The organism is Bacillus sp. FSL L8-0199 (genome assembly GCF_038005705.1).
In the GTDB taxonomy this organism is placed as follows: Bacteria; Bacillota; Bacilli; order Bacillales; family Bacillaceae_G; genus Bacillus_A; species Bacillus_A cereus.
Genome location: NZ_JBBOTS010000001.1, coordinates 3169878 through 3191119, shown reverse-complemented (window position 1 = coordinate 3191119; position 21242 = coordinate 3169878). Strand labels below are relative to the sequence as shown.

Sequence of the window (21242 nt, the reverse complement as noted above, 5' to 3'; positions counted from 1 at the left end):
TATGTAAAAAATTCTTATAGGTTTTATGTTGCGAACGTACATTCTACGTGCTATTCTTTAATTAAGTAAAGAATTTTCTTTCTATTAAATAGAATGGGGGAACTTGTGATGATTAAGCCTGCAACAATGGAGTTTGTTTCACTATCGAACGGAGAAACGATTGCATATCAGGAAGTTGGAAGGCGAAATACAGATATTCTTGTACTCATTCACGGGAACATGACATCGTCACAACATTGGGATTTAGTTATTGAAAAGTTGCAAGATCAATACCATATTTACGCTCTTGATTTAAGAGGGTTTGGACAATCAACGTATAATCAATCGATAGATTCATTACAAGACTTTGCAGAAGATGTAAAATTATTTATCGACGAGTTAAAGCTAGAGAAATTCTCATTAATGGGCTGGTCAATGGGCGGTGGCGTTGCGATGCAATTTACAGCGAATCACCCAACTTTTGTAGAAAAGTTAATTTTAGTAGAATCAGTAGGAATGAAAGGTTACCCAATCTTTAAAAAAGATACGAATGGGCAGCCGATTGTATCAAGTTTAGTAAAGACGAAAGAAGAAATTGCACAAGATCCAGTACAAATCGCTCCAGTATTAGACGCGATAAAAAATATGAACAAACTATATTACCGTACAGTATGGAATCTATTAATATATACGCATAACCAACCTGAACCGGACCGTTATGAAAAGTATTTAGATGATATGTTAACGCAACGTAATTTCGTAGATGTGAATTATGCGCTCATTACATTTAATATTTCAGATGAACATAATGGGGTTGTAGAGGGAAGTAAGCAAATTCATCGTATTAAAGCGCCAACACTCGTCATACAAGGCGATAGAGATTATGTCGTACCCCAAGTAGTCGGTGAGGAATTAGCGAAACATTTGCCAAATGCAGAGTTGAAGGTATTAGAAGATTGCGGACACTCGCCGTTTATTGATTGTTTAGATGTATTTATAAAACATGTAGAGAATTGGTTAGAACAGAAATAATCCCCGAAATGAAAGGTATTGCATATACTATAACATTGTAGGTAAAAGGGGAGATTATCAATGCATCAACCATTTTTCATCGCTTATTCGCCATATAATCATTACGCATATACAAAAATGATGATAAACCCGCTGTATATGCAAGTTTCGCCAGCTGTAGTTCCTTTACAAATGCAATATCCGCAGCCACCAATCGCTAACGCACAGCAATACTTATATGAAACTGCTTTTTATAAACATCCATACTTTAAGCAATTTCATAACAATGTGAAAGCGCAAGTTTGGGAAGGATAAGATAACAAGCTAAAAGGTTCATTCTTTTAGCTTGTTTTTTATTGTGAATATCCGTACACGCATTTGCAGAAACAGTTTATAATGAAAAGTGGAAGCGTGAGAAGGAGAGGGAAAGGGATGTCAATGCGTTTTACTTTTTGGATTATGGTTGGGATTGTAGCAATCTCAGGTTTATCACAAGGAATGCTCTTACCTGCCATTGCAATGATTTTTGAACAAGAAGGGGTTAGTTCAAGTATTAATGGTATTCATGCGACGGCATTGTACATTGGGATATTAGTCATTTCGCCGTTTCTTGAAAAACCGATGCAAAGGTTTGGAATGAAGCCGATTATTGTTATAGGTGGGTTTCTCGTTATTATTTCATTATTCTTTTTTACACAAATATTTTCGTTTTGGGTATGGTTTATCCTTAGATTTCTAGTTGGAGTCGGAGATCATATGCTTCATGTCGGAACACAAACGTGGATCACGACAACATCAGACCCAAGTAAAATAGGGAGACAAGTATCGATATACGGTGTATTCTTTGGAATTGGTTTTGCCGTTGGCCCGTATTTAGCAAGCACTGTGCAGTACGGTCTTGCAACGCCATTTATTATATCTACTGTACTTTGTTTAATAGGTTGGCTTTTACTACTTCCAACAAAAAATGCATTCCCAGCGCAAGATGAAAGAGAAGCGAAGAGTGAATCATCATTTTCTCGTTATAAACAAGTTGTTGGATTAGGATGGATTGCACTGCTAGGACCACTTGCATATGGCGTACTTGAAGCAATGCTAAACAGTAACTTACCAGTATATGCACTTCGTAAAGGGTGGTCTGTTTCAGATGTATCCTTCTTATTACCAGCATTTGCAGTTGGGGGTATTATTACACAAATTCCGCTCGGTATATTGAGTGATAAATACGGAAGGGACCGTATATTAACGTGGACGTTTAGCATAAGTACGGGCATTTTTCTACTTGCCGCCGTATTTGATCAATATTACTGGATCGTCTTTGCCTGCATGCTTTTAGCGGGTATGGTTATTGGATCGTGCTTCTCTTTAGGGCTTGGATTTATGACTGATTTATTACCGAGACATTTACTACCGGCAGGTAATATATTATCCGGAATCGCTTTTAGTTTAGGAAGTATTATGGGACCTGTATTAGGCGGCGTATTTATAGAAAAAATACAGTATACAAGCTTTTTTATTGCGGTTATGATTATAATGGGAATTCTCGCAATGTTATATATGGTCTACATGAAAAATCAATTTGCATCAAGAAAAATAGAAAGTAGGTTAGGGCATGACAAAACAACCTAATAAAAAGAAATTTGAAGTACTTGAAAATGAAACAATTACAGACTGCTTAGCACGTATGGAACAAGAAGGCTACGCTCCGTCTCGTCGTATGGAAGAGCCAATCTTTCATGAAGTAAAGAAAGACGGCAAAACAGTAGTTGAGCCGTGCGGTAGGAAGATTGTTTTTGAAGGGAAATTGAAGTAATCCAATAACAAATTTTCTTTATAGTATAGAGCCATCCAATAGTTGGATGGCTTGTTTTTTTATTAATCAATGAAGGAATTGAATAGAATGAATCTCTCGTTCATTTCTCCTAATGGGCTTCTTTATATGGGACAAAAGATTGCTACTTTTTTCGTATATTGGTAAAATAAGTTCTTGGGTCTTACTTATTGTTATCGGTATAATGTTTGTCGCTTGAATGAAAGAAATTAGTTACAAAAATTTCGCACTATGTAAAGGGGTACAGCAACGATCCCTTTTTTGGAGGCACTTTAAACATAAAGCGAGAGAAGAGGCTATATGAACGATTCTCCTATCTTGTTTAAATATTAAACGAGTTATTGCAATTGGAATAGGTATATCAAACTAGTCGACATCCTGATGGATCATCTTTTTCTAGTAACCTATCACTTCTGATGGAATCGATAGATTGCTAGAAAGCGGAAAACAATTATTAGTATATTCCGAAGCAGGTGTAACAGAGTGTCCTTCCATAATTAAGGGTAAAACCAAAATACGTTGTTTTAAAGAATGATTTGTTAGAACTGGTTATAAGGAATAAAACAGAAAAGAGGATCACATGTTAGATACTTTACAGAGAAGTAAAAAGTTTTTTTTAGTATGTCTTATTTTTTTAGTGCTTTTAACCGCTTGTAGTAATACAGATGTTAAGACATCTAAAGCTTCATTACCACCGGCTGAATCCAATATAGATACATCATTAAAAGCACCGAATTGGGTAGATAAAAGTCCTATCCAACAGTCTCCTAATTTTACGGAAGATAAAAAAGTACAATCGGTTGTGAATTTAATAGCAACGGGTGATAATTTATATCATGACGCAGTAATTAAAGATGGCAAACAAAAAGACGGTTCATATGATTATAATTATATTTATGAAAATATCAAAAAAGCTGTTAAATCAAGTGATCTTGCTATAGTGAACCAGGAGACTCCGATTGCCGGAAATAATTTAAAAGTACAAGGATATCCGACTTTCAATACACCTGAAGAAGTAGGCCAATCTTTAGTGGACACTGGATTCAATATAGTGACGCAAGCGACAAATCACGCTATGGATATGGGTATTAAAGGTGTTGCGAATACAAGAGAATACTGGAAAAAATATCCGGATGTTATCCCAGTAGGTATTAATGAGAGTAAAAACGAGCGTAATGAAATAAAAACGATTACAAAAAATGGTATTCGTTTTGCGTTACTAAATTATACATATGGTACGAATGGAATTAAAATTCCAGCTGATAAGTCTTGGGCTTTAAATTTAATTGATAAAAAAGCGATACAAAATGATGTGGAAAAGGCAAAGAGTAGCTCTGATATGGTGATTGTTATGGTGCATTGGGGAGTAGAATATACCTCAACACCTTCAAAGCAACAAAAAGAAGTTGCTCAATATTTAACAGATTTAGGTGTAGATGTAGTAATTGGAAATCATCCACATGTAATTCAACCAATTGAGTGGAAACAAAATAAAGATGGACATGAAACGCTAATCTATTATTCTCTTGGAAATCTTATTTCTGCGCAAGAAAAATTAGAAACATTGGTTGGAGGATTATCTTATGTACAATTTGTTAAGTATGAAGATAAAACTTTTGGTATACGACAAGCGGCAATCGTACCGACAGTAACCGACTATGCTGATGGTAAGAAACAATTTAAAATTCAATTTTTAAAAGATTATTCGGATGAAAATTCTAAAAAACATGGAATTAAAAAATTTGTCGGCCCGGTTTCTTTGAAGGATTTCAAGGAGATTCCTAGAGACGTGTTGGGAAATTGGTATAAAGACTAATAAACAAAAAGGGAATGAGATACAATTAAAAAATTTATAATTTTAGCATTGGTATTAGCAATGGGATGGAGTCTTGCTGCTTGTAGTGGAAAGCAAACATCTCAGGCAACTACTAATAATAACGATAAAAATAAAAATGAAATACATGCGAAGAAAAAAGATGTTTTACCTATCTCTGATGTTAATGATTGGAGAATTATCCTTGTAAATAGAGAGCATATGTTATCAAAGGAACTAGGAATTGAATTAACAAGTATCACCCAAAATGCGAAGCCAAATATGAAAATAGATAGTAGAATTGCAACTTCCTATCAGGATATGGTAGCAGCTGCAAAAAAAGAGGGAATCAATCTTTATTTAAGATCAGGTTATCGAGCTATAAAATTACAACAAACTTATTATGATGCTTCAGTTAAAAGCTATAAATCTCAGGGCTTGTCGGATAAAGAGGCTAGTGCTAAGGCATTGGAATATCTTCAGTATCCTGGTGCAAGTGAACATCATACTGGATTAGCGTTAGACATTATTTCAGTTGAATGGCAGAATACTGTAGAAGATTTAAATGCAAAATTTGAAACTACCGATGCATTCAAATGGTTAGATAAGAACGCTGCAGAATATGGATTTACTCTCCGCTATCCAAAAGATAAAGAGAATATTACTGGCATTAAGTATGAGCCATGGCACTATCGTTATGTAGGGAAAGAAGTTGCTGTTTATCTAAAAGAAAAAGGGTTAACTTTAGAAGAATATAACGAAAAAATTAAGTCTGGTAAGTAAAAATATGCTTTAATTTTATTAAACATTATGCACTGCTACAAGAAAAGGTGAATCTGAGGATGTGTTAACCTTCCACCTAGTATTGTAAAAACTGAGTATGATAATTTGAGCACGTATGAACCAGTTATCGTGTAAAAAGATGTATGTATTATGAAATTAAAGTTAAGGATCTGATATTCATATCAGATCCTTTTTCTATTGTTCTTTTAAGAGCGACTGAGCCAAAATATTGGAATGAATATAGAAACAAAACAGCCTAAGGAATAGTAAAACGAGTCAGGGAGCCTACTCGTACGCTTCATTGGGATTATCCAGAAATAGTTGTTGATGAAATAAGAAAGAACTGGTCTTACTCTCAAGCAAGGATTTAATACGAATGAATTGGATAAAAGGTAGTAATAAATACATAGTCATATTGATTAAAGTTTCACTTTATTGAAGAAAAATGCGAAAGCCATTCATAAAATATGGAAATGTTAAAATCCCTTTGATAAAATAGCAATATGTAAAAAAATTATTTGTTAATTCTTAATGTAATGAATATTCATGTTTAAATATACGAATTTAACTACATAGTTATTGTGCTAAAGGGGGAGAAAGATGTTAGATGAATTGTACAATGCTTTTTTAAATGCGTCTGGTTTTACAGAAAGTGCGAGGAAACGAGATCGGTATGATGATTTACATGATTATTTAAAAGATAAAGAAAGAGAGTTAAAGCAATTCATTCAAGATGCTGAATCAGCGAAGAGAGATTATGAGAGTAAAAGTAATGGTTTAGAAGCTAATAAAATTCCGGCAGTTGAATTTGAACAAAAACGTCATGAAAAGGATGAAGAATTACATACATTAGTATCCTATTTTAAAAGTGCATTAAGCGATGTTGGATCTGCAAAAAGTACAGCTTATGCAAAGTATTTGGAATATAAAGCGAAAGCAGAATCGGAGAAAGCGTCAGCATACGCTGCAGCGACCAAGGCTTTTGAAGAAAAGAAAAAGGAATTTGAAAAACTTATCCATTAAGCATACAAAGAATGGAGGGAACCAACATGAGTGGTAAAGAGGTTGAAATTATAGGAAGTAACACTGCAAGTGCCATTTCTTACGCACAAAACATTGAAAATGGTATGAAGGATTCTTTAAACCAAGCGAAAGACTTAAAAGCATATGTCACAGGTGCGAAATGGAATGGAAAAACGAGAGATGCATTTTTAAGTTATCTTGATTTGATCATTCAATATAATTCAGAAATGGTAGAGGCATTTGAAGGACATACGAAAGCTTTGAAAGAGTTAGATAAAAGCATTCAAACGTACGGAGATAAATCGGAAGTAAGGGCGATAAAACAACTGTGATGGAGAAACGAGGGATAAAAGAATGGGGAAAGAAATGAGTTTTGCACCTGCTGAATTATATGTTCTCGCAGGTGCAGCTGGGGTTACCGATATATTTGGATTGCCAAACCGTGACGCAATTATTTTACTTGATGCAGAATGTGTCACGAAAGCAACTACGAGTTTAAAAGAAAAAGGCCTACTTACAAGTGAAAATGGAATTACCCCTGCAGCTTTTCAAATAATTGAACTATTAAAGGAATATGAAAATTGTCATGAATACACGAGAATGAATAATGTATTAATTGGCTTTTTAAAAGAGGATAAAGACCGTGTGGCTGTATTAACAGAAATAGAACCAAATAAAAAATACGAGATCGACTACATACCAAAGCCGGACGTATATTTTTCATTATTAACACGCATTCCTTTCTTATTGAGAGAACCGAGGGAAATAGAAGATACATTTTTCTCAAAGAGAATGACAGAGGCAGAACAACAAACATTTGAGGAAAAAGATTTATCAAATAAAGACGTTATAGCGATAGAAACGTATACGAGACCTCGAAGTAATAGAGGAGGAAAATGGGAATGTTTCTTATATTTTACTGAAGGAGAAGATTTCGTTCAAATCGATGTAGATCGTAATCGATATGACTGGGTGAGCCTCTATGCGATTAATAAGAAATTGTATGACGTGTTAAAAATGCCATATAAAAAGTTAATTGACCCGAGACAATTCTCGTTAGGAGGTATTCAATAATGCAAGTATCAATGGGAGATAGTGGTTCTGGTGGTGGAGAAGAAGTATTAGTTAATTTTCAAGAACTACTTGATATAGTAATGAAGTTAGAAAATATATATAAAATCCATGTAGACGTCATTGGAACGAATATTGAGAGTTTATTAAGCTGTGATTTTTATCAAAAAGGTGAAGCGATGAGAGTAATTGAAAAATATCCTGATATATTACACAAAACACTAGAATTGGCTGAACACTATTCTAGGTCAGCGACAGTTGTAGGAAATGTATGTGTAGAAATGCTTGAAAAGGACGAACAATTACGTGAAATATTAAGTAAGTTGTAGAAATCACCATACGGCTGGGGGGATGAAAACGAGATGGATGTGAAATATAGACCTGAACCATGGCAAAACATGGGGGATGGTATGAATCGAATTACAAAAGATGCACTCATGAAATTACGGGAAGCAAATGAATCATTAAAAAGAATTGATGGAAGAATACGAGATTTAGACTCGGATGGTAGTATCCATTTTAATCCTAAAGATCAATCGCAAAAAATCGGGGAATTACTTGATAGTTATTCGACATTACAAAAATATTGCGGAGAAGCAGGGCGATTAGTCTCTGAACATATAGATAAACCTTTTTTAGTAGAAATGGATAAATTCGCTCAAAAAATGAGAGATACATCTATTCTCAGTTTTGAAACAAATAACCGAATTGGCTCTACAACAACGACAGTATTACCAGGTGCGCATGCAGGCTACGGAAGTGTACCACAAACAATACAGAAGAAGAAAGATAAAATAACAGTAGAAGATATTTTTAGAGATTCACCTGCATTTGATAACGTACTGAGAGGGGAATACAAAGAACTAAAAAAACAAAATCCGGATGCAAAATTAAATTATGAAGAATACAAGAAAGTAGTCCCATCCACACGAGGATTTGAATACAAATCGATAGAAGATGAACAGAAAAAACTAGAAATGGTGCGAGACATAGGAATAGGCGTAGGAATCATCATCACAACAATCCTTTGTCCACCACTCGGGGCCGCTGCCGCAGTAGTATACGGAGGTGTACAAATAAAAAGCGGTATCGACGGAGAAGACTGGGGAACACATAGGAAATTGAGCCAAGAAGAGCGGGTAGGAAACATCATTTTTGGCGGATTAGATGCAATCCCAGTTGTTGGAGCAGTAGGAAAAGGAGTAAAAGCATTCAAAGGGACGAGTGAATTAGCTGATTTAGCCAAATTATTAAAATTCAAAGAAGGAATGCCTGGTTTTAATCCAAATTTGGGTAAAAATGTGGTACAATCGCTTAAGGAAAATAATCTATTAAAAAATTTAAAAATACAAGGCTGGAAAACCGTAGATAAGATTAATGATGCGGACTACTTCATTAAAGGTCTAGTGGCAAAAGGTGTGGACTCCGTAACCCCATTCGCTAAAGGTGTAGAAATAATGCCAGATGGAAGTGTCGTTAGATCTGGAACGAACTATAGCGGGAAATTCCAAGAAGCCCATGATGCCTCAAAGGCGAGTATTCAGAGTAAGATCTCGAATTTGGAGAGTGGTGGGGTTAAGGGTACGGGGGATAGTGGAATTCCTCCTAGGTACGGTGAGAGAAAGATTACAGATGAAGAATATGAAGCATTAAGAAAAAAAACACCGACAGCAAAAATAAGAAAACAAGTAAATAAAGGCCACAATAAAAAGATAGAAACGGAGGATCAGGCTCTTCCTGGAAAAACTTTTATAGGTTCACTAGAAGCAGATCATATTGTGTCTATGGACAGAATTGCAAGTATGGATGGTTTTGGTAATTTAACAGAAAAACAACAGTTAGAAGTATTAAATAACCCAGAAAACTTTACAGGATTAAGTAAATCTGCAAACACTTCAAAGCAATCTAAATCGTATGAAGAATGGACACATTATAAAAAGGGAACACCAGATGAGATAGAAGTTAGTCTTGACTTTAGGAGCAAGATGATTACAAGAGAAAAACAGCTTGAAAGAATATTGCAAAAACAAATTGATGATTTTAAAAAAGAATAATATAAAATAATATTAAAAAGGATGGGGAAAAATGAGTTCTAAGTTAGATATATTAAGAGAGTATAATGAAGATATTCAATTGATTAATGCAAATGAATTTAAGAATATAAATGCATCTTTAATTCCTGATTTATGGGTGGAAGTATTTAGTGAACATAATAGAGAAAAGAGAATCAAGAAAATTTTAAGTATATGGAAAAAATATGTAGATAATAATTTATCTAATACTATTGCTTACTTATCAGAATACCTTGAGGATATTGAACTGATGATAAGTGAGGACACCTATTCAATCTTGTATACAATAAAAAATCAAGGTGGAGAAGATTTATATTATGAAGGAAGAAATCCTAAAGATAGTTTTAATAATGAGGAATTAGAATCTTCATGGAGAGAAATTCCTGAATCTATTAGGGACTTTTATGAAAATGTTCATAATGGATTTTATGATTACACAAGTGAATCGATGGGATTGATGCCATTAGAAGCTATAACTTACTTTGGGGATGATGACTTAGAGTGGGGGATTATAGATGAATTGGAAGAACCTATAAAGATTAATTTAAAAACATCTTTTGGATTCTTTAGTAATGGTATGGGGAGCTACATAGCTATAGATTATGAAAATTGTAAGAATAACAATGCTACTTTTTGGTCAGCTAAGAGTCAGCCTAAATATAATGTTCACTTTTGGGATTTTGTAGATGAATGGATTGTTATCGGTTTTGAATAAAAGGTTTTTAAAATTTTGAGACAAAGTCTATAAACCTTTTGACGTGATTGTGACATCTGAGGGGAAATTAAAAATTTATTATGGGTATACTAAATGGTATCAATCTACTTTTGGACCGAATGACCGAGTGGATTATTTTGAATATAAATATTTAGGGAAGAAACCGAGTAATGAAAATGAGCGAAGAAAATTCGAAGAGATGAAAGAATATGAAGAGCAAAATAAATCTTAAAATATTCTCTGTTAAATTAAGGAATGCATTATTAGCGAGTAAATATGTAAAATATCCAAATCAACTAACTTTAGTTGGGCTATTGAAAAAAGAATAGTGACGGATTAATGTTACTTATAAAACAGATGAACTTAGAGCACTTGATTGTCAATTAAAGGCAACAAGTGCTTTTTTGCGTTTTAGCGTAGAAATAATGTGGTACAATCGCTTAAGGAAAATAAGACTTAAAAAAATGCACTAGATGCTATGAAAAATACTCCTATTCCAGCAGCAATTAGGACGGAGGATACTGGAATAGGAATGAAGCTTTCTTATATAGAATCTTCAACTGTTGGAGAAGTAGTTGGAAAGTTTTCAAAGGCAAGTACGGTAGCTAAGGATGACGCTTATCAACTTGCTAAGGGTACGGGTAACGCTGTTCATAGATCTGAAATTGACGAAGTAATTAAAAATAATTACGATAAAGACGGAAATTTGATTAATAGATCAATTGTGCCTAAGGGATATGATAGTGTTGAAGAGTTTAAAGAAGTTGTGGGACTAACAGAAACATATTCGAATACTAAAACGAAAATGAGACTAGATAAGAATTTACATATTAGTCCAGATGAGGCACAATTTAAGGAATGTACAAGGAAATTAAAAGAAGCGATTGATTCAGGCAAGATTTCAAAAGAATTGTTTTCTCCAGGTCAATTAGCTCAAATAAATGCTGGTAAGGCAAGAATAAAAGGATTAACATGGCATCACCATCAAGTCCCTGGCAAGATGCAATTAGTTATTTCAAAAGTACATAAAGTAAATCACTTAGGTGGAAATAAATTATGGGGAGATGGAATTAGATGAGAAAAGTAGAGTGGCAATTTGCTGATGCAACTGTAAGTGAAGATTTTGTAGGGGAAATTGGTAATGAAATAGGTGTTAAATTTCCAAACGATTATATAAAATGTGTAGCTGTGAATAATGGTGCTAATGTGGAACCAGAAATATTTAATGTGAATAATCATGAGAGAGTTTTTGGGACTTTATTATCTTTTGATGAAAATAGTGACGAATATATAGTTGAAGTATATAATGACTTTAGTGATACATTACCTAAAGAATTAATTCCATTTGCATTTGACCCAGCAGGAAATTTAATTTGCTTTGATTATAAAAATCATGAAGAAAATCCAATTGTTGTTTTTTGGGAACATGAAGATGCATGGGAAAAGGAAGCGCTGATGGAAAGTGAAGGGATTACGGCAGAAGAAGCAGAGAAAATCGCAAGAGAAAATGTATTTTACATTGCAGATACATTTACTGATTTTTTAAGTAAATTACACGATTAAAAAATATAATGATGAATGAAAAATAAATTTTATGTGAAGTGGATAGAAAAAATAATATGGCGTTTGAAAATAGATACTCCATGATGGTTGTACCATCATAGAGTGTTATGTGCAATGATAGAATAGAAAATAAAGTACGAGCTTAGGCGAGATGACATTTTACTGGGTGATGACTATAAACACATGGAATGTATATTAAACTAACGAACTCGTAAGTTTTAATGTAGTATTTGTTATGAAGTATAAAAAGTGTCATATTGTTACTACAAAACTTACAAATTTATGCTACTTAAAAACATATGAACTTAAAGCACTTGATTGTCAATTAAAGGAAATGAGTGCTTTTTTGCGTTTTAGCGTAGAAATAATGTGGTACAATCGCTTAAGGAAAATAAGACTTTAAAGAATGCACTAGATGCTATGAAAAATACTCCTATTCCAGTAGCAGTTAGGACGGTGGATACTGGAATAGGAATGAAGCTTCCTTATATAGAATCTTCAACTGTTGGAGAAGTAGCTGGAAAGTTTTCAAAGGCAAGTACGGCAGCTAAGGATGACGCTTATCAACTTGCTAAGGGTAGTGGTGGTAGTAACGCAAACCCAAACAAAATTAAACTAACCCCGGAAAGAGAAAAATACTATCGAATAAAAATAGATGAAGCCAAAGCACGGGGGGATTATAAGGAAGCAGATAACATTAGGTATAATCGTCATTGTGAAGAAACAAAAGAGCCTTTAGAACGTAAAGAGTGGGATGTTAAGCGTGAAAATTTAAAGAAAAGTCAAGAGCGTGGAAGAGAAGAAGAAATAAAAGGAAGAAAAGCTTTGGGAGAACACCTAAATCGTACATTAGAGGACAATAACTCTGGCAAGGTTGTTACGTATACATCCAGTGAAGGGCATCTTACGCGTCCAGATAGTATAGGTCGTAATGCTAAGGATGAAATCGATTTAGTTCATGATCACAAACACAAAATAAGTGACAAAGAACACGTTATTCATAATGACAGCCAAATGCGAGCTGAAAGAGAGATGCTCGAAGATAAAAATGGAAGTCATATTGTGACAATATCAAGCGATAAACCCGATTTGAATGGGATTCCTCCTCATCCAAGACCAAGTGGGCCTTTAGCGAAAGAGAGTGACATTTTCTATACTGATCCAAATAGTGGTAAAGTGACACATAAGTGGGAAGCGCACCCAGATATCCCTGGTGGAGGTATATGGATAAAAATATAGATAAGTATGTAACTTTACTTTTTAGTATTAAGGGGGATTTAAATGAAACCTAATTATTTTACAATTGCAATGTATCCTACAGTATCGATTAATCAGGAAGAGATACTAGGTCGTCTTTTGAGCGTGTTTGATTCGAATGAAAAATTTGCTCCTACTCATTGGGGTAACAGTGAAACTGTACGGGTAGAATATAATCGTGAGGAAATTCTTGAAAAGGTGATTTTGGAACGTAAAGTATCAGAAGTACATTTGTATCGTGATAAAGCAGTGCACTATAGAGGAAGCTTTAAAGTTAACTGGAGTCATAGGTCATATCTTGAGTTTGAGTTTCATAAATCAATACCTAAAAGTTTATGGTCTGCTTTTTTTGAGTTATCCGATCAAATCGCAGAAATTGTAAAACCACGTTTTGGGGTGTCGCAAATCTTTTGGAAAGCGTCTTATCCATGGAATACAGAACGTGAACGGTTACATATGTGGATGAATATGTCTGCCTTACCTATACCGGTAAGGTTTCTTCCTAACGGTCCTTTGGGGGTAGGCGCTAAAACATATTTGAGTGGTCATATTTTAGACATGTTTGATAAGGAATTATTACTAAATAGCCCAGCTGTCGTATCAGAGCTGGATTGGGGTGGGATTTGTATAGACCTTTTACAAAATCCATTAGAAGCCGATATAGATATGTTACTTGATAGTTGGTTACATGTAATGAAATACTTAGAACCAGCTCAAGTAATGGCCATGCCAAGTTTTCATGAAAGTCGAATGGTTGTAACTTATTCTCCAAATGTTGCTTGGAAGGAGTATCTGGAAAGTTAAATGAAAGGAATTTGTAATCATGGATGAGAAAAATAATGATAGAATAAGAGTCATGGAAATATTAAATAGATCTCAATACAATGATGAAATTATAGATGGGCTAGATATGAGCAATTTAGATCTTACTTTTTCAGATTTGTCAGAGGTGATGGCAGAGGGTATCATGGCAAAACAAGTCCATTTAAGAGCTTCTTCACTAATGAGAGCATCTTTTTTTGATTGTGATTTTGAGTTTGCTGATTTCAGGAGCTGTAATTTAGAGGAAATACATATTGCAGATTGTAGATTTGGTGAAGCTAATTTCTCTAAAGCCAATATGAAATATGCAAAGGTAAATATAAGTAGTTGTTTTGAAACATGTTTTGATGAAGTTGATTTTTCATATGGAGAATTAGTTGGAACGATATTAAATCATGCTACTTTTCGACGAGCAAATTTATATAAAATAGATGCAAAACAGGCCGACTGTTCGGGAACGGATTTCAGCAACGCGAATCTTACAGAAGGTAACTTTGAAAAAGCATATTTAGAAGATGCTAATTTATCAGAAGTAAACGCTAGAAATGCAGATTTTACAAACGCAGATTTAACAGGAGCGACCCTTTTAAATGGTGATTTTACTGACGCGAATTTTACCGGTGCTAAACTTGACAATGTAGTTTGGACAGGAGCAAAGGTAGAAGGAGCCAAGTTTGACGAAAATGTGAAGGAACAAATCTTAAAAATGATTTAAATATGATGGGAAGTATATACATTTAAGCACTCGAAAACCTATGATTGGTAGCGAGTGCTTTTTTCTTAGAGATATTAGAGATTGCTAAATTAGTGAAAATCAATATAGATTATTTTTAAGGATTGTTAGATAGATTAAGTCGGGAATATTATATAATTGAAAATACAGTAGCAAAAGGTGTGGAATCCGTAACCCCATTCGCTAAAGGTGTAGCAATACTGCCAGATGGAAGTGTCGTTAGATCTGGAACGAACTATAGCGGGAAATTCCAAGAAGCCCATGATGCCTCAAAGGCGAGTATTCAGAATAGGATCTCGAATTTGGAGAGTGGTGGGGTTAAGGGTACGGGTGAAACTCCTAAGATAACTGAAATAAAAGAGAAAGATCTTGGGAAGCACATTGTTAAAGGAAAAAATGGAAGGAAAGAACTTGCGCCAAACGTACGCTATATCACTGAGGATGGTTATAAATATACAACAGATGAACTTGGTAGAATAGTAGATGTTGAGGCGGAAGGATTAATACTTTAAAAAGGAAAACGAAACACAGGAATGCAAGTGGCTGCAGGAAGAGAAGATAGATTGCCTGATGATGGTGGGCACTTGATAGGGACGCAATTCCATGGATCCGGTGATATTGATAATTTAATCGCTCAAAATAAACAAATTAATCGTTCGGGTGGAGAATGGTATAATATGGAGAAAGAATGGGTTAATGCATTAGGTGGGAAGCCTCCTAAAAAAGTATCAGTAAAAATTGAACCAGTTTATCAAGGAACGTCATTAAGACCAAATTATTTTGAAATAGTTTATGAAATAGAAGGAAAAGGGATATTTGAGAAAACGATTAGAAATCGCGCAGGAGGTTGATTAAAGTGGAAAAAGAAATGAACAAGTTGTATAGAGAAATAGCTGAAACGGTTAATGAAATGATTCCAGAAGAATGGGAGAAATTTTATTTTTATGCTCAGATATCGGAAACTGGAGGGGGAACGTACTTTTTTTATAATACACCTGAAAATAGACAATGCTTTAATTATAGTGTGAAAATCCCATTTAACTATGCTATTGATAAAGAAGAATTTAAAAAAAATAAAAGAAAGCTGTTTGAGTTGAGTGATGAACTAAGAAATGTTTTTAAAGATAATCAGCAAGAACTTTGGTATTCCTTTACAATGACTCTTGAGAGTAGTGGGAAATTTAAGATGCATTATGATTATACAAATTGGTTCGATACAGAATATGGTTTTAGTGACCAAATGATTATTTGGAAAAATAAATACTTAGGAGAAGTACCAAATGATAGAGAATATAAAGCGTTAATCGATAAATATCATAGTGAATTTCCGAATAATCCTATTTAACTAAATGAAAGACAGAAAAAATAATAGGGCGTTTGAAAATAGATACTCCATGATGGTTGTACCATCATAGAGTGTTATGTGCAATGATAGAATAGAAAATAAAGTACGAGCTTAGGCGAGATGACATTTTACCGGGCGATAAATATAAACACATGGAATGTATATTAAACTAACGAACTCGTACAAACTCGTAAGTTTTAATATAGTATTTGTCATGATGTACAAAGGGTGTCATACTGTTACTACAAAACTTACAAATTTACGCTACTTAAAAACATATGAACTTAAAGCACTTGATTGTCAATTAAAGGCAACAAGTGCTTTTTTGTGTTTTAGCGTAGAAAATGGAAAAACAGCATTAGCATTTTGGAAGCAATATCCGTCACCCTCTTGTTTAGAGGGGGCAAATATAAAGCAATTAACGGCTTTTTTAGTAGAGGTTAGTCACAATACATGTTCGGTAAAGAAAGCAAGCGACATATTAAAACTTGTAAAAGAAGATGGACATACAATGAAGGAATATTAAGACACACGAGACTTTTTAGTGAGAAGTATTATACGGGAGATTGAGTTTAAAAAGAAAGAAATGAAATACATCGAAAGAGAATTAAAACAGCTAGTAAATCTACTAGATTATCAATTAGAGACGATGCCGGGAATAGAACTTGTGACGGCATCAGCATTAATTGCAGAAATTGAAGATGTAAGACGATTTCCAAATGCCAACAAATTAGCACGATTTGCGGGGATTGCGCCTGTTTACTTTGGTTCTGGTGGGAAAGGTAAGACACACAAAAGCAAACAAGGAAACAGGCGCTACACGCTTTATTTTATAATTTAGCAGTGGTGCAGCAAGTGCAAGTAGCAAAAGGCAGTAAGATGCCACGAAATCCAGTGTTTCATGCGTACTATCAAAAGAAGCTTAAAGAAGGAAAAACAAAAGGACAAGCATTGGTATGTATTATGAGAAGGCTTGTAAACATTGTATATGGCATGATGAAATATAAAACGGCATATGAATTGCCGATAGTAGAAGAAAAAGAAGTAGTTTAATAAGGTTTACATGGTTTGCTTTTTTATTGTGAGGGTTTAAGATTACAACATAGGGTTACGGGTGATATTCCTAAAGGTTATTATCAAGATGTAAATGGAAAATGGCACCGACCAGATGGGGGTTACGCAAGTAATAAAGAAGTGGGTTTACCTGAATTAAGTGGCAGCACTAAACGTTTGGAATATATGGGTAGTACACCTAGCAAAGCTTCCAGAACTGGTAAAGAAGTAATAGAGAGAATGAAAAATGAAGATCCACCAAAAATACGAACAGTACGTGGTAAAACTGAATTTTTAGACGGTAACAATAAGTGGCGTCCGTTAAGTGAGGCAGATATGGCACATAAAATAGATGCAGTTACTTGGTGGAATGAAGTTGGACGGAAGTATGGACCAAAGTCTAAAGAAGTAAGAGATTGGATGCGTGATCCAGATAATTATTATTTGGAACACTATAGTAAAAACCGTTCTGAGGGTGCTAGTTTAGGACAGACATATTTACCACCAGATAATTAGGGGGAGTTTATATTGGAATTACAGGATGAACTGTATGAAAGAATAGTAAGTATATGTTCTGAAGGTGATAACTTAGTTAATCGTTTTGAATATGAGAATGCAATAAAAATGTATTTAGAAGCTTTATATTTAGTGCCAGAACCTAAATATAATTGGGCAGCAAGTACATGGATTTATACAGCATTAGGTGACACATGTTATATAAATGGAGATTTTAGCGCTGCTAAAGAATTTTTATTTAATGCAATTAATTGTCCTGATGGAATAGAAAACCCTTTTATTATGTTACGTCTCGGTGAAAGTTTGTATGAATTAGGAGAAGTTAATAAATCTAAAGAGTATTTGCTTAGGGCATATATACTTGAAGGATATTCGATTTTTTATAGTGAAGATGATAAATATTTTGAAGTGATTAAAGATGAAATTTAGGAGGTAGATGTAATGGCTTATGTAACAGGTGAAAAGGGTGTTTATATACAAGGATTAATGGATAAGAGTAATGAAGCGTTTGATAAGGGAAATTTAGAAGAGTCTGTTTTTTTATTGGAGCAAGCATGGGGAGAGCTTCCAGATGATAAGGTAACTTATGACGAGAGCTTTTTAATAATATGGGGTATTTTAGATATCTCTATTTTATTAAATGATGTTGAACGGATGAAAAAATGGGTTGATAAAATATTTGTTGCAGATCCTGAAAGAGGAGATACAGGTGAACGAGAACTCTGGGCTGGCAAGGTGGCTTATGAGGTAGGGGATTTCTCTAAAGCTAGAGAGTATTTAGAAATAGCTAATAAGAAATCTAGAGGTAGATGCTTTAGTGTAGAAGATGGAAAGTATTTGAAATTTTTGAAAGACAAATAATAAACTTAGTGTTAATTATTACGTGCGTTAATCTGAACTAAAAATTTTATAATTATATTTAGTAATTAATGTGCTCAGTACATCATTAATTTGACCGTATTGAGCTTTTTTATTTCTATTAAAAACTTTTTATTTGAATTCAAGGATCAGATGATAAAAAGGTATTTACAATTGATTACAGTTCGAGAATGTAGTTTTATTGAAAATAGAAAATTTCTTTTAGTAGTTCAACGAAAGAAAGTAGTTAAACTAACGAACTCGTACAAACTCGTAAGTTTTTAGATAGTATTTGTTATGAAGTATAACAAGTGTCATATTGTTACTACAAAATTTATAAATTTATGCTGCTTAAAAACAAATGAACTTAAAGCGCTTGATTGTCTACGAAAGACAATCAAGCGCTTTTTTATTAGATAGGCATGTTATAAATGTTTAAAAATTATTTTTATGAATTAAACCTAACGGAAATTACCAGTATTATATAATTGAAAATACATTAGCAAAAGGTGCGGACTCTGTATCCCAAATCTTTAAAGGTGTAGAAATACTGCCAGATGGAAGTGTCGCTAGAACTGGAACGAACTATGGCGGGAAATTCCAAGAAGCCCATGATGCCTCAAAGGCGAGTATTCAGAGTAGGATCTCGAATTTGGAGAGTGGTGGGGTTAAAGGTAGTGAATAAAGTGAAACTGGGGGTTTTGTTCATCCCCACTGATTATCAGCCCTCACCAATGGGGGGCTTTTACGGGCAGCTTACTATGAACATCAGATTGCGTGTCATACAGGTGGTAGAGCAATTTTGGGTGGTGGAGATAACGGTAGAACAGGTAAACTGAAGAAAATTATTTTGGAGATGATAAAATGAGCCGAGTAACTTGGCTATTTACGGATGGAGCGATAGATGAGCAAGTAATTATTGCTGTGGAGAATTCATTTGGTGTCAGATTTCCAGATGATTACCGTGAATGCATTAAAAAAAATAACGGTGGTTATCCTGAGCCTAATATTTATGATATTAATGATGATGAGGGTGGAGCAGTCTTTGATTGTCTATTAAGTTTTACAAGCAAAGATGCAAATATAGAAGTTGTTTATGAATTAACTTCACTTCCGGAAGGTATTATTCCATTTGCAAGAGACCCATTTGGGGGACTGATTTGTTTTAATTACTGTGCTGAAGATTCTCCGTCAGTAGTTCTCTATGATCAGGAATCAGTGAATGAGGATAAAATTAAATTAATATGCGACTCTTTTTCTGAATTGATTGAGAGATTATACTCTGATTGAGAAAAACAAAATGAACAGGAAAGAAGGTTAATTGTATGAGGAATTTAGATTTTGAATATACTTTTACCCCTATTGGCATTGAAGATATCGAAGATTTCGAAAATAAGTATGGTATATTGTTACCTGCTGATTATAAACAATTTTTGCTGTCTAAAAATGGAGGGAAAACTGAGCAACGAAGATTTAAAACTAATGATACAACTAAGAAAGGCGTAATAACATCGTCTGTTTCAATGTTTTTTCCTCTATCAATAGAAAATGAAATAAATCTAGAAGAGAAATTAAGAATTTATAATTTGGTGCAAGTGGTACCAAGTAATTTGCTTCCAATTGGAATTGACCCAGCGGGGAGTTTGATTTGTTTATCAATTGATGGGAAAGATAGAGGTAGTGTATATCATTGTGATATGGATTACTTTGAAGAAGATAACGAGTTAAGAGAGGAATACATCCGACTAATTTCTAAAAGTTTCTCTGAATTTGTTAATGAACTTTCTGAAAAATAGAATTGCATTATTAGCGAGTAAACATGTAAAATATCCAAATTAACTAGCTTTATTTGGACTATTGAAAAAAAGAATAGTGATGGATTAATGTTACTTATAAATCATATGAAATTAAAGCACTTGATTGTTATTTTGGACAACAAGTGCTTTAAATGTATTTAAACTTAATGAATAATGCGCGGTATATATTAATAAAAGAAAATAGATTGTTAATATTGTATAATTGAAATTAGAAGAGCAAAAGGTGTGGATTAGTAGTGGTTCAAAGTATAATTTGAAAGATCATGTGTGGATTATACCAAAGAGTATTCTTTGAGAAATGATTTATTAACTCTTATTGAGGAGTGTGAATATGAAAGTTAATAATTCTGACTATGGAGGTTTTATTGTTTCTAAGAATGTTGTATCCGGAAAACCAATACGTTATACATTTAGAGAAAAATCAGAAGTTCCTCAATTAAATGGGTGGACTATTTACTCTTCAGAAGATAATGATGAATATGTAAATGATTCTAGTAATTTTCAAGTTTTAGGAGCAAACTCTGTATTGGAAATAGCCCCAGTTATGTTAGAAATTTTTGATGCGCCCTATGGAACAGACCTATGTTGGTTGTATAAAGAAGGTGTTCATGTAGGATTTTATGATTTGATAAGTGAAGATGAGAAAGATATTGGTCAAATTGTAAAAGGAAATTGATACTATTTTGTGAGTTCTTTGGGCACTGCCAAAAATACATTTCCAATAAGAAAAGTCAACAGCGACGTTAGGAGAATGTAGTGGTCTGTTGACTTTTTTAAGTGTCATTTCATGACAAGAGTTATTTAGCATCTTCGTTTAAGTTAATGGTTTCTTTGTTTTTACGAACTTCAAGGATAGCTTTTCTCGTGTCTCGTTCGATTCGTTGCTTGTAAAGAAGTTCTGTAAATGCTCAGAAGCATTCATTACCACTTCCAACATACACTCGAATCAATCAGTTTAAATAAAAAAGCTCGTCTTTTTC

Annotated in this window: 24 protein-coding genes and 5 pseudogenes; all 29 read left to right on the top strand. The window is 33.9% G+C overall.

The window, feature by feature from the left end; translation table 11 throughout:
• Positions 1-108 precede the first annotated feature (108 nt).
• The 29 genes and pseudogenes from phaZ to NST86_RS16440 all read left to right on the top strand — a co-directional run bounded on the left by phaZ (position 109) and on the right by NST86_RS16440 (position 20938).
• The gene (phaZ, locus tag NST86_RS16580) at positions 109-1011 is read left to right on the top strand and encodes an intracellular short-chain-length polyhydroxyalkanoate depolymerase (protein WP_000594881.1); all 903 of its coding nucleotides are present in this window, start codon (positions 109-111) and stop codon (positions 1009-1011) included.
• Between the two features lie 60 nt (positions 1012-1071).
• Positions 1072-1305, top strand: coding sequence for a hypothetical protein (locus NST86_RS16575; protein ID WP_000554161.1), 234 nt, complete (start codon positions 1072-1074; stop codon positions 1303-1305).
• Positions 1306-1422: 117 nt separating this feature from the next.
• Complete coding sequence (locus NST86_RS16570) at positions 1423-2619, top strand: MFS transporter (RefSeq protein ID WP_340934102.1); 1197 nt, start codon at positions 1423-1425, stop codon at positions 2617-2619.
• Entirely contained in the window at positions 2603-2803 is a 201-nt protein-coding gene (locus tag NST86_RS16565; protein WP_000166303.1) for an NETI motif-containing protein, read from the top strand. Before NST86_RS16570 ends, NST86_RS16565 begins: the two co-directional genes overlap by 17 nt.
• Before the next feature lie 598 nt (positions 2804-3401).
• Complete coding sequence (locus NST86_RS16560; protein ID WP_086423249.1) at positions 3402-4637, top strand: CapA family protein; 1236 nt, start codon at positions 3402-3404, stop codon at positions 4635-4637.
• Positions 4638-4685: 48 nt separating this feature from the next.
• Positions 4686-5417 (top strand): M15 family metallopeptidase, encoded by a 732-nt coding sequence (locus NST86_RS16555; protein ID WP_000241986.1) that lies wholly within the window; start codon positions 4686-4688, stop codon positions 5415-5417.
• A 600-nt stretch (positions 5418-6017) separates the two neighbouring features.
• Entirely contained in the window at positions 6018-6440 is a 423-nt protein-coding gene (locus NST86_RS16550) for a hypothetical protein (RefSeq protein WP_000883455.1), read from the top strand.
• Positions 6441-6466: 26 nt separating this feature from the next.
• Positions 6467-6772 (top strand): WXG100 family type VII secretion target, encoded by a 306-nt coding sequence (locus tag NST86_RS16545; protein ID WP_000014535.1) that lies wholly within the window; start codon positions 6467-6469, stop codon positions 6770-6772.
• A 22-nt stretch (positions 6773-6794) separates the two neighbouring features.
• Positions 6795-7514: a DUF5081 family protein gene (locus NST86_RS16540; RefSeq protein ID WP_000514120.1), complete on the top strand. Its 720-nt coding sequence runs from the start codon at positions 6795-6797 to the stop codon at positions 7512-7514.
• Positions 7514-7840 (top strand): hypothetical protein, encoded by a 327-nt coding sequence (locus NST86_RS16535; RefSeq protein WP_001198201.1) that lies wholly within the window; start codon positions 7514-7516, stop codon positions 7838-7840. Before NST86_RS16540 ends, NST86_RS16535 begins: the two co-directional genes overlap by 1 nt.
• 33 nt (positions 7841-7873) lie before the next feature.
• Complete coding sequence (locus NST86_RS16530; protein WP_080451575.1) at positions 7874-9565, top strand: hypothetical protein; 1692 nt, start codon at positions 7874-7876, stop codon at positions 9563-9565.
• Positions 9566-9596: 31 nt separating this feature from the next.
• Entirely contained in the window at positions 9597-10298 is a 702-nt protein-coding gene (locus tag NST86_RS16525; protein ID WP_000095661.1) for an SMI1/KNR4 family protein, read from the top strand.
• 37 nt (positions 10299-10335) lie between these two features.
• Positions 10336-10530: pseudogene (locus tag NST86_RS16520) on the top strand (immunity protein YezG family protein); the annotation flags it as partial.
• A 300-nt stretch (positions 10531-10830) separates the two neighbouring features.
• A complete protein-coding gene (locus NST86_RS16515; protein WP_241673164.1) occupies positions 10831-11376 on the top strand; it encodes an HNH endonuclease in 546 nt (181 codons plus the stop codon).
• Positions 11373-11861, top strand: coding sequence for an SMI1/KNR4 family protein (locus NST86_RS16510; protein ID WP_001233226.1), 489 nt, complete (start codon positions 11373-11375; stop codon positions 11859-11861). The genes NST86_RS16515 and NST86_RS16510 overlap by 4 nt, the downstream gene beginning before the upstream one ends.
• 369 nt (positions 11862-12230) lie before the next feature.
• Positions 12231-13100 carry a hypothetical protein gene (locus tag NST86_RS16505; RefSeq protein WP_016118294.1) on the top strand — a complete coding sequence of 290 codons (870 nt, stop codon included), beginning with the start codon at positions 12231-12233 and terminating at the stop codon, positions 13098-13100.
• Between the two features lie 42 nt (positions 13101-13142).
• Positions 13143-13922, top strand: a complete 780-nt coding sequence (locus NST86_RS16500) for a hypothetical protein (protein WP_000804110.1) — start codon at positions 13143-13145, stop codon at positions 13920-13922.
• A gap of 19 nt (positions 13923-13941) precedes the next feature.
• Positions 13942-14655 carry a pentapeptide repeat-containing protein gene (locus NST86_RS16495; RefSeq protein WP_000343658.1) on the top strand — a complete coding sequence of 238 codons (714 nt, stop codon included), beginning with the start codon at positions 13942-13944 and terminating at the stop codon, positions 14653-14655.
• Between the two features lie 179 nt (positions 14656-14834).
• A pseudogene (locus NST86_RS16490) lies at positions 14835-15524 on the top strand (DNA/RNA non-specific endonuclease).
• A 5-nt stretch (positions 15525-15529) separates the two neighbouring features.
• Positions 15530-16018 carry an antitoxin YezG family protein gene (locus NST86_RS16485; protein WP_061663665.1) on the top strand — a complete coding sequence of 163 codons (489 nt, stop codon included), beginning with the start codon at positions 15530-15532 and terminating at the stop codon, positions 16016-16018.
• 331 nt (positions 16019-16349) lie between these two features.
• Positions 16350-17071: pseudogene (locus tag NST86_RS16480) on the top strand (transposase); the annotation flags it as partial.
• 15 nt (positions 17072-17086) lie between these two features.
• Positions 17087-17587, top strand: a complete 501-nt coding sequence (locus tag NST86_RS16475) for a GH-E family nuclease (RefSeq protein WP_061663358.1) — start codon at positions 17087-17089, stop codon at positions 17585-17587.
• A 12-nt stretch (positions 17588-17599) separates the two neighbouring features.
• Entirely contained in the window at positions 17600-18016 is a 417-nt protein-coding gene (locus NST86_RS16470) for a tetratricopeptide repeat protein (RefSeq protein ID WP_000422661.1), read from the top strand.
• A 12-nt stretch (positions 18017-18028) separates the two neighbouring features.
• The gene (locus tag NST86_RS16465) at positions 18029-18448 is read left to right on the top strand and encodes a hypothetical protein (protein WP_061663360.1); all 420 of its coding nucleotides are present in this window, start codon (positions 18029-18031) and stop codon (positions 18446-18448) included.
• Positions 18449-18899: 451 nt separating this feature from the next.
• Positions 18900-19124, top strand: a pseudogene (locus tag NST86_RS16460) (hypothetical protein); the annotation flags it as partial.
• Between the two features lie 78 nt (positions 19125-19202).
• Positions 19203-19313 (top strand): annotated as a pseudogene (locus NST86_RS16455) (HNH endonuclease); the annotation flags it as partial.
• Positions 19310-19735, top strand: coding sequence for an SMI1/KNR4 family protein (locus NST86_RS16450; RefSeq protein WP_061663067.1), 426 nt, complete (start codon positions 19310-19312; stop codon positions 19733-19735). The pseudogene NST86_RS16455 and the gene NST86_RS16450, both read left to right, overlap by 4 nt.
• A gap of 35 nt (positions 19736-19770) precedes the next feature.
• Positions 19771-20241 carry an SMI1/KNR4 family protein gene (locus NST86_RS16445; protein ID WP_061663068.1) on the top strand — a complete coding sequence of 157 codons (471 nt, stop codon included), beginning with the start codon at positions 19771-19773 and terminating at the stop codon, positions 20239-20241.
• Between the two features lie 352 nt (positions 20242-20593).
• A complete protein-coding gene (locus NST86_RS16440) occupies positions 20594-20938 on the top strand; it encodes a DUF2185 domain-containing protein (protein WP_061663069.1) in 345 nt (114 codons plus the stop codon).
• The last annotated feature ends 304 nt before the right edge of the window (positions 20939-21242 follow it).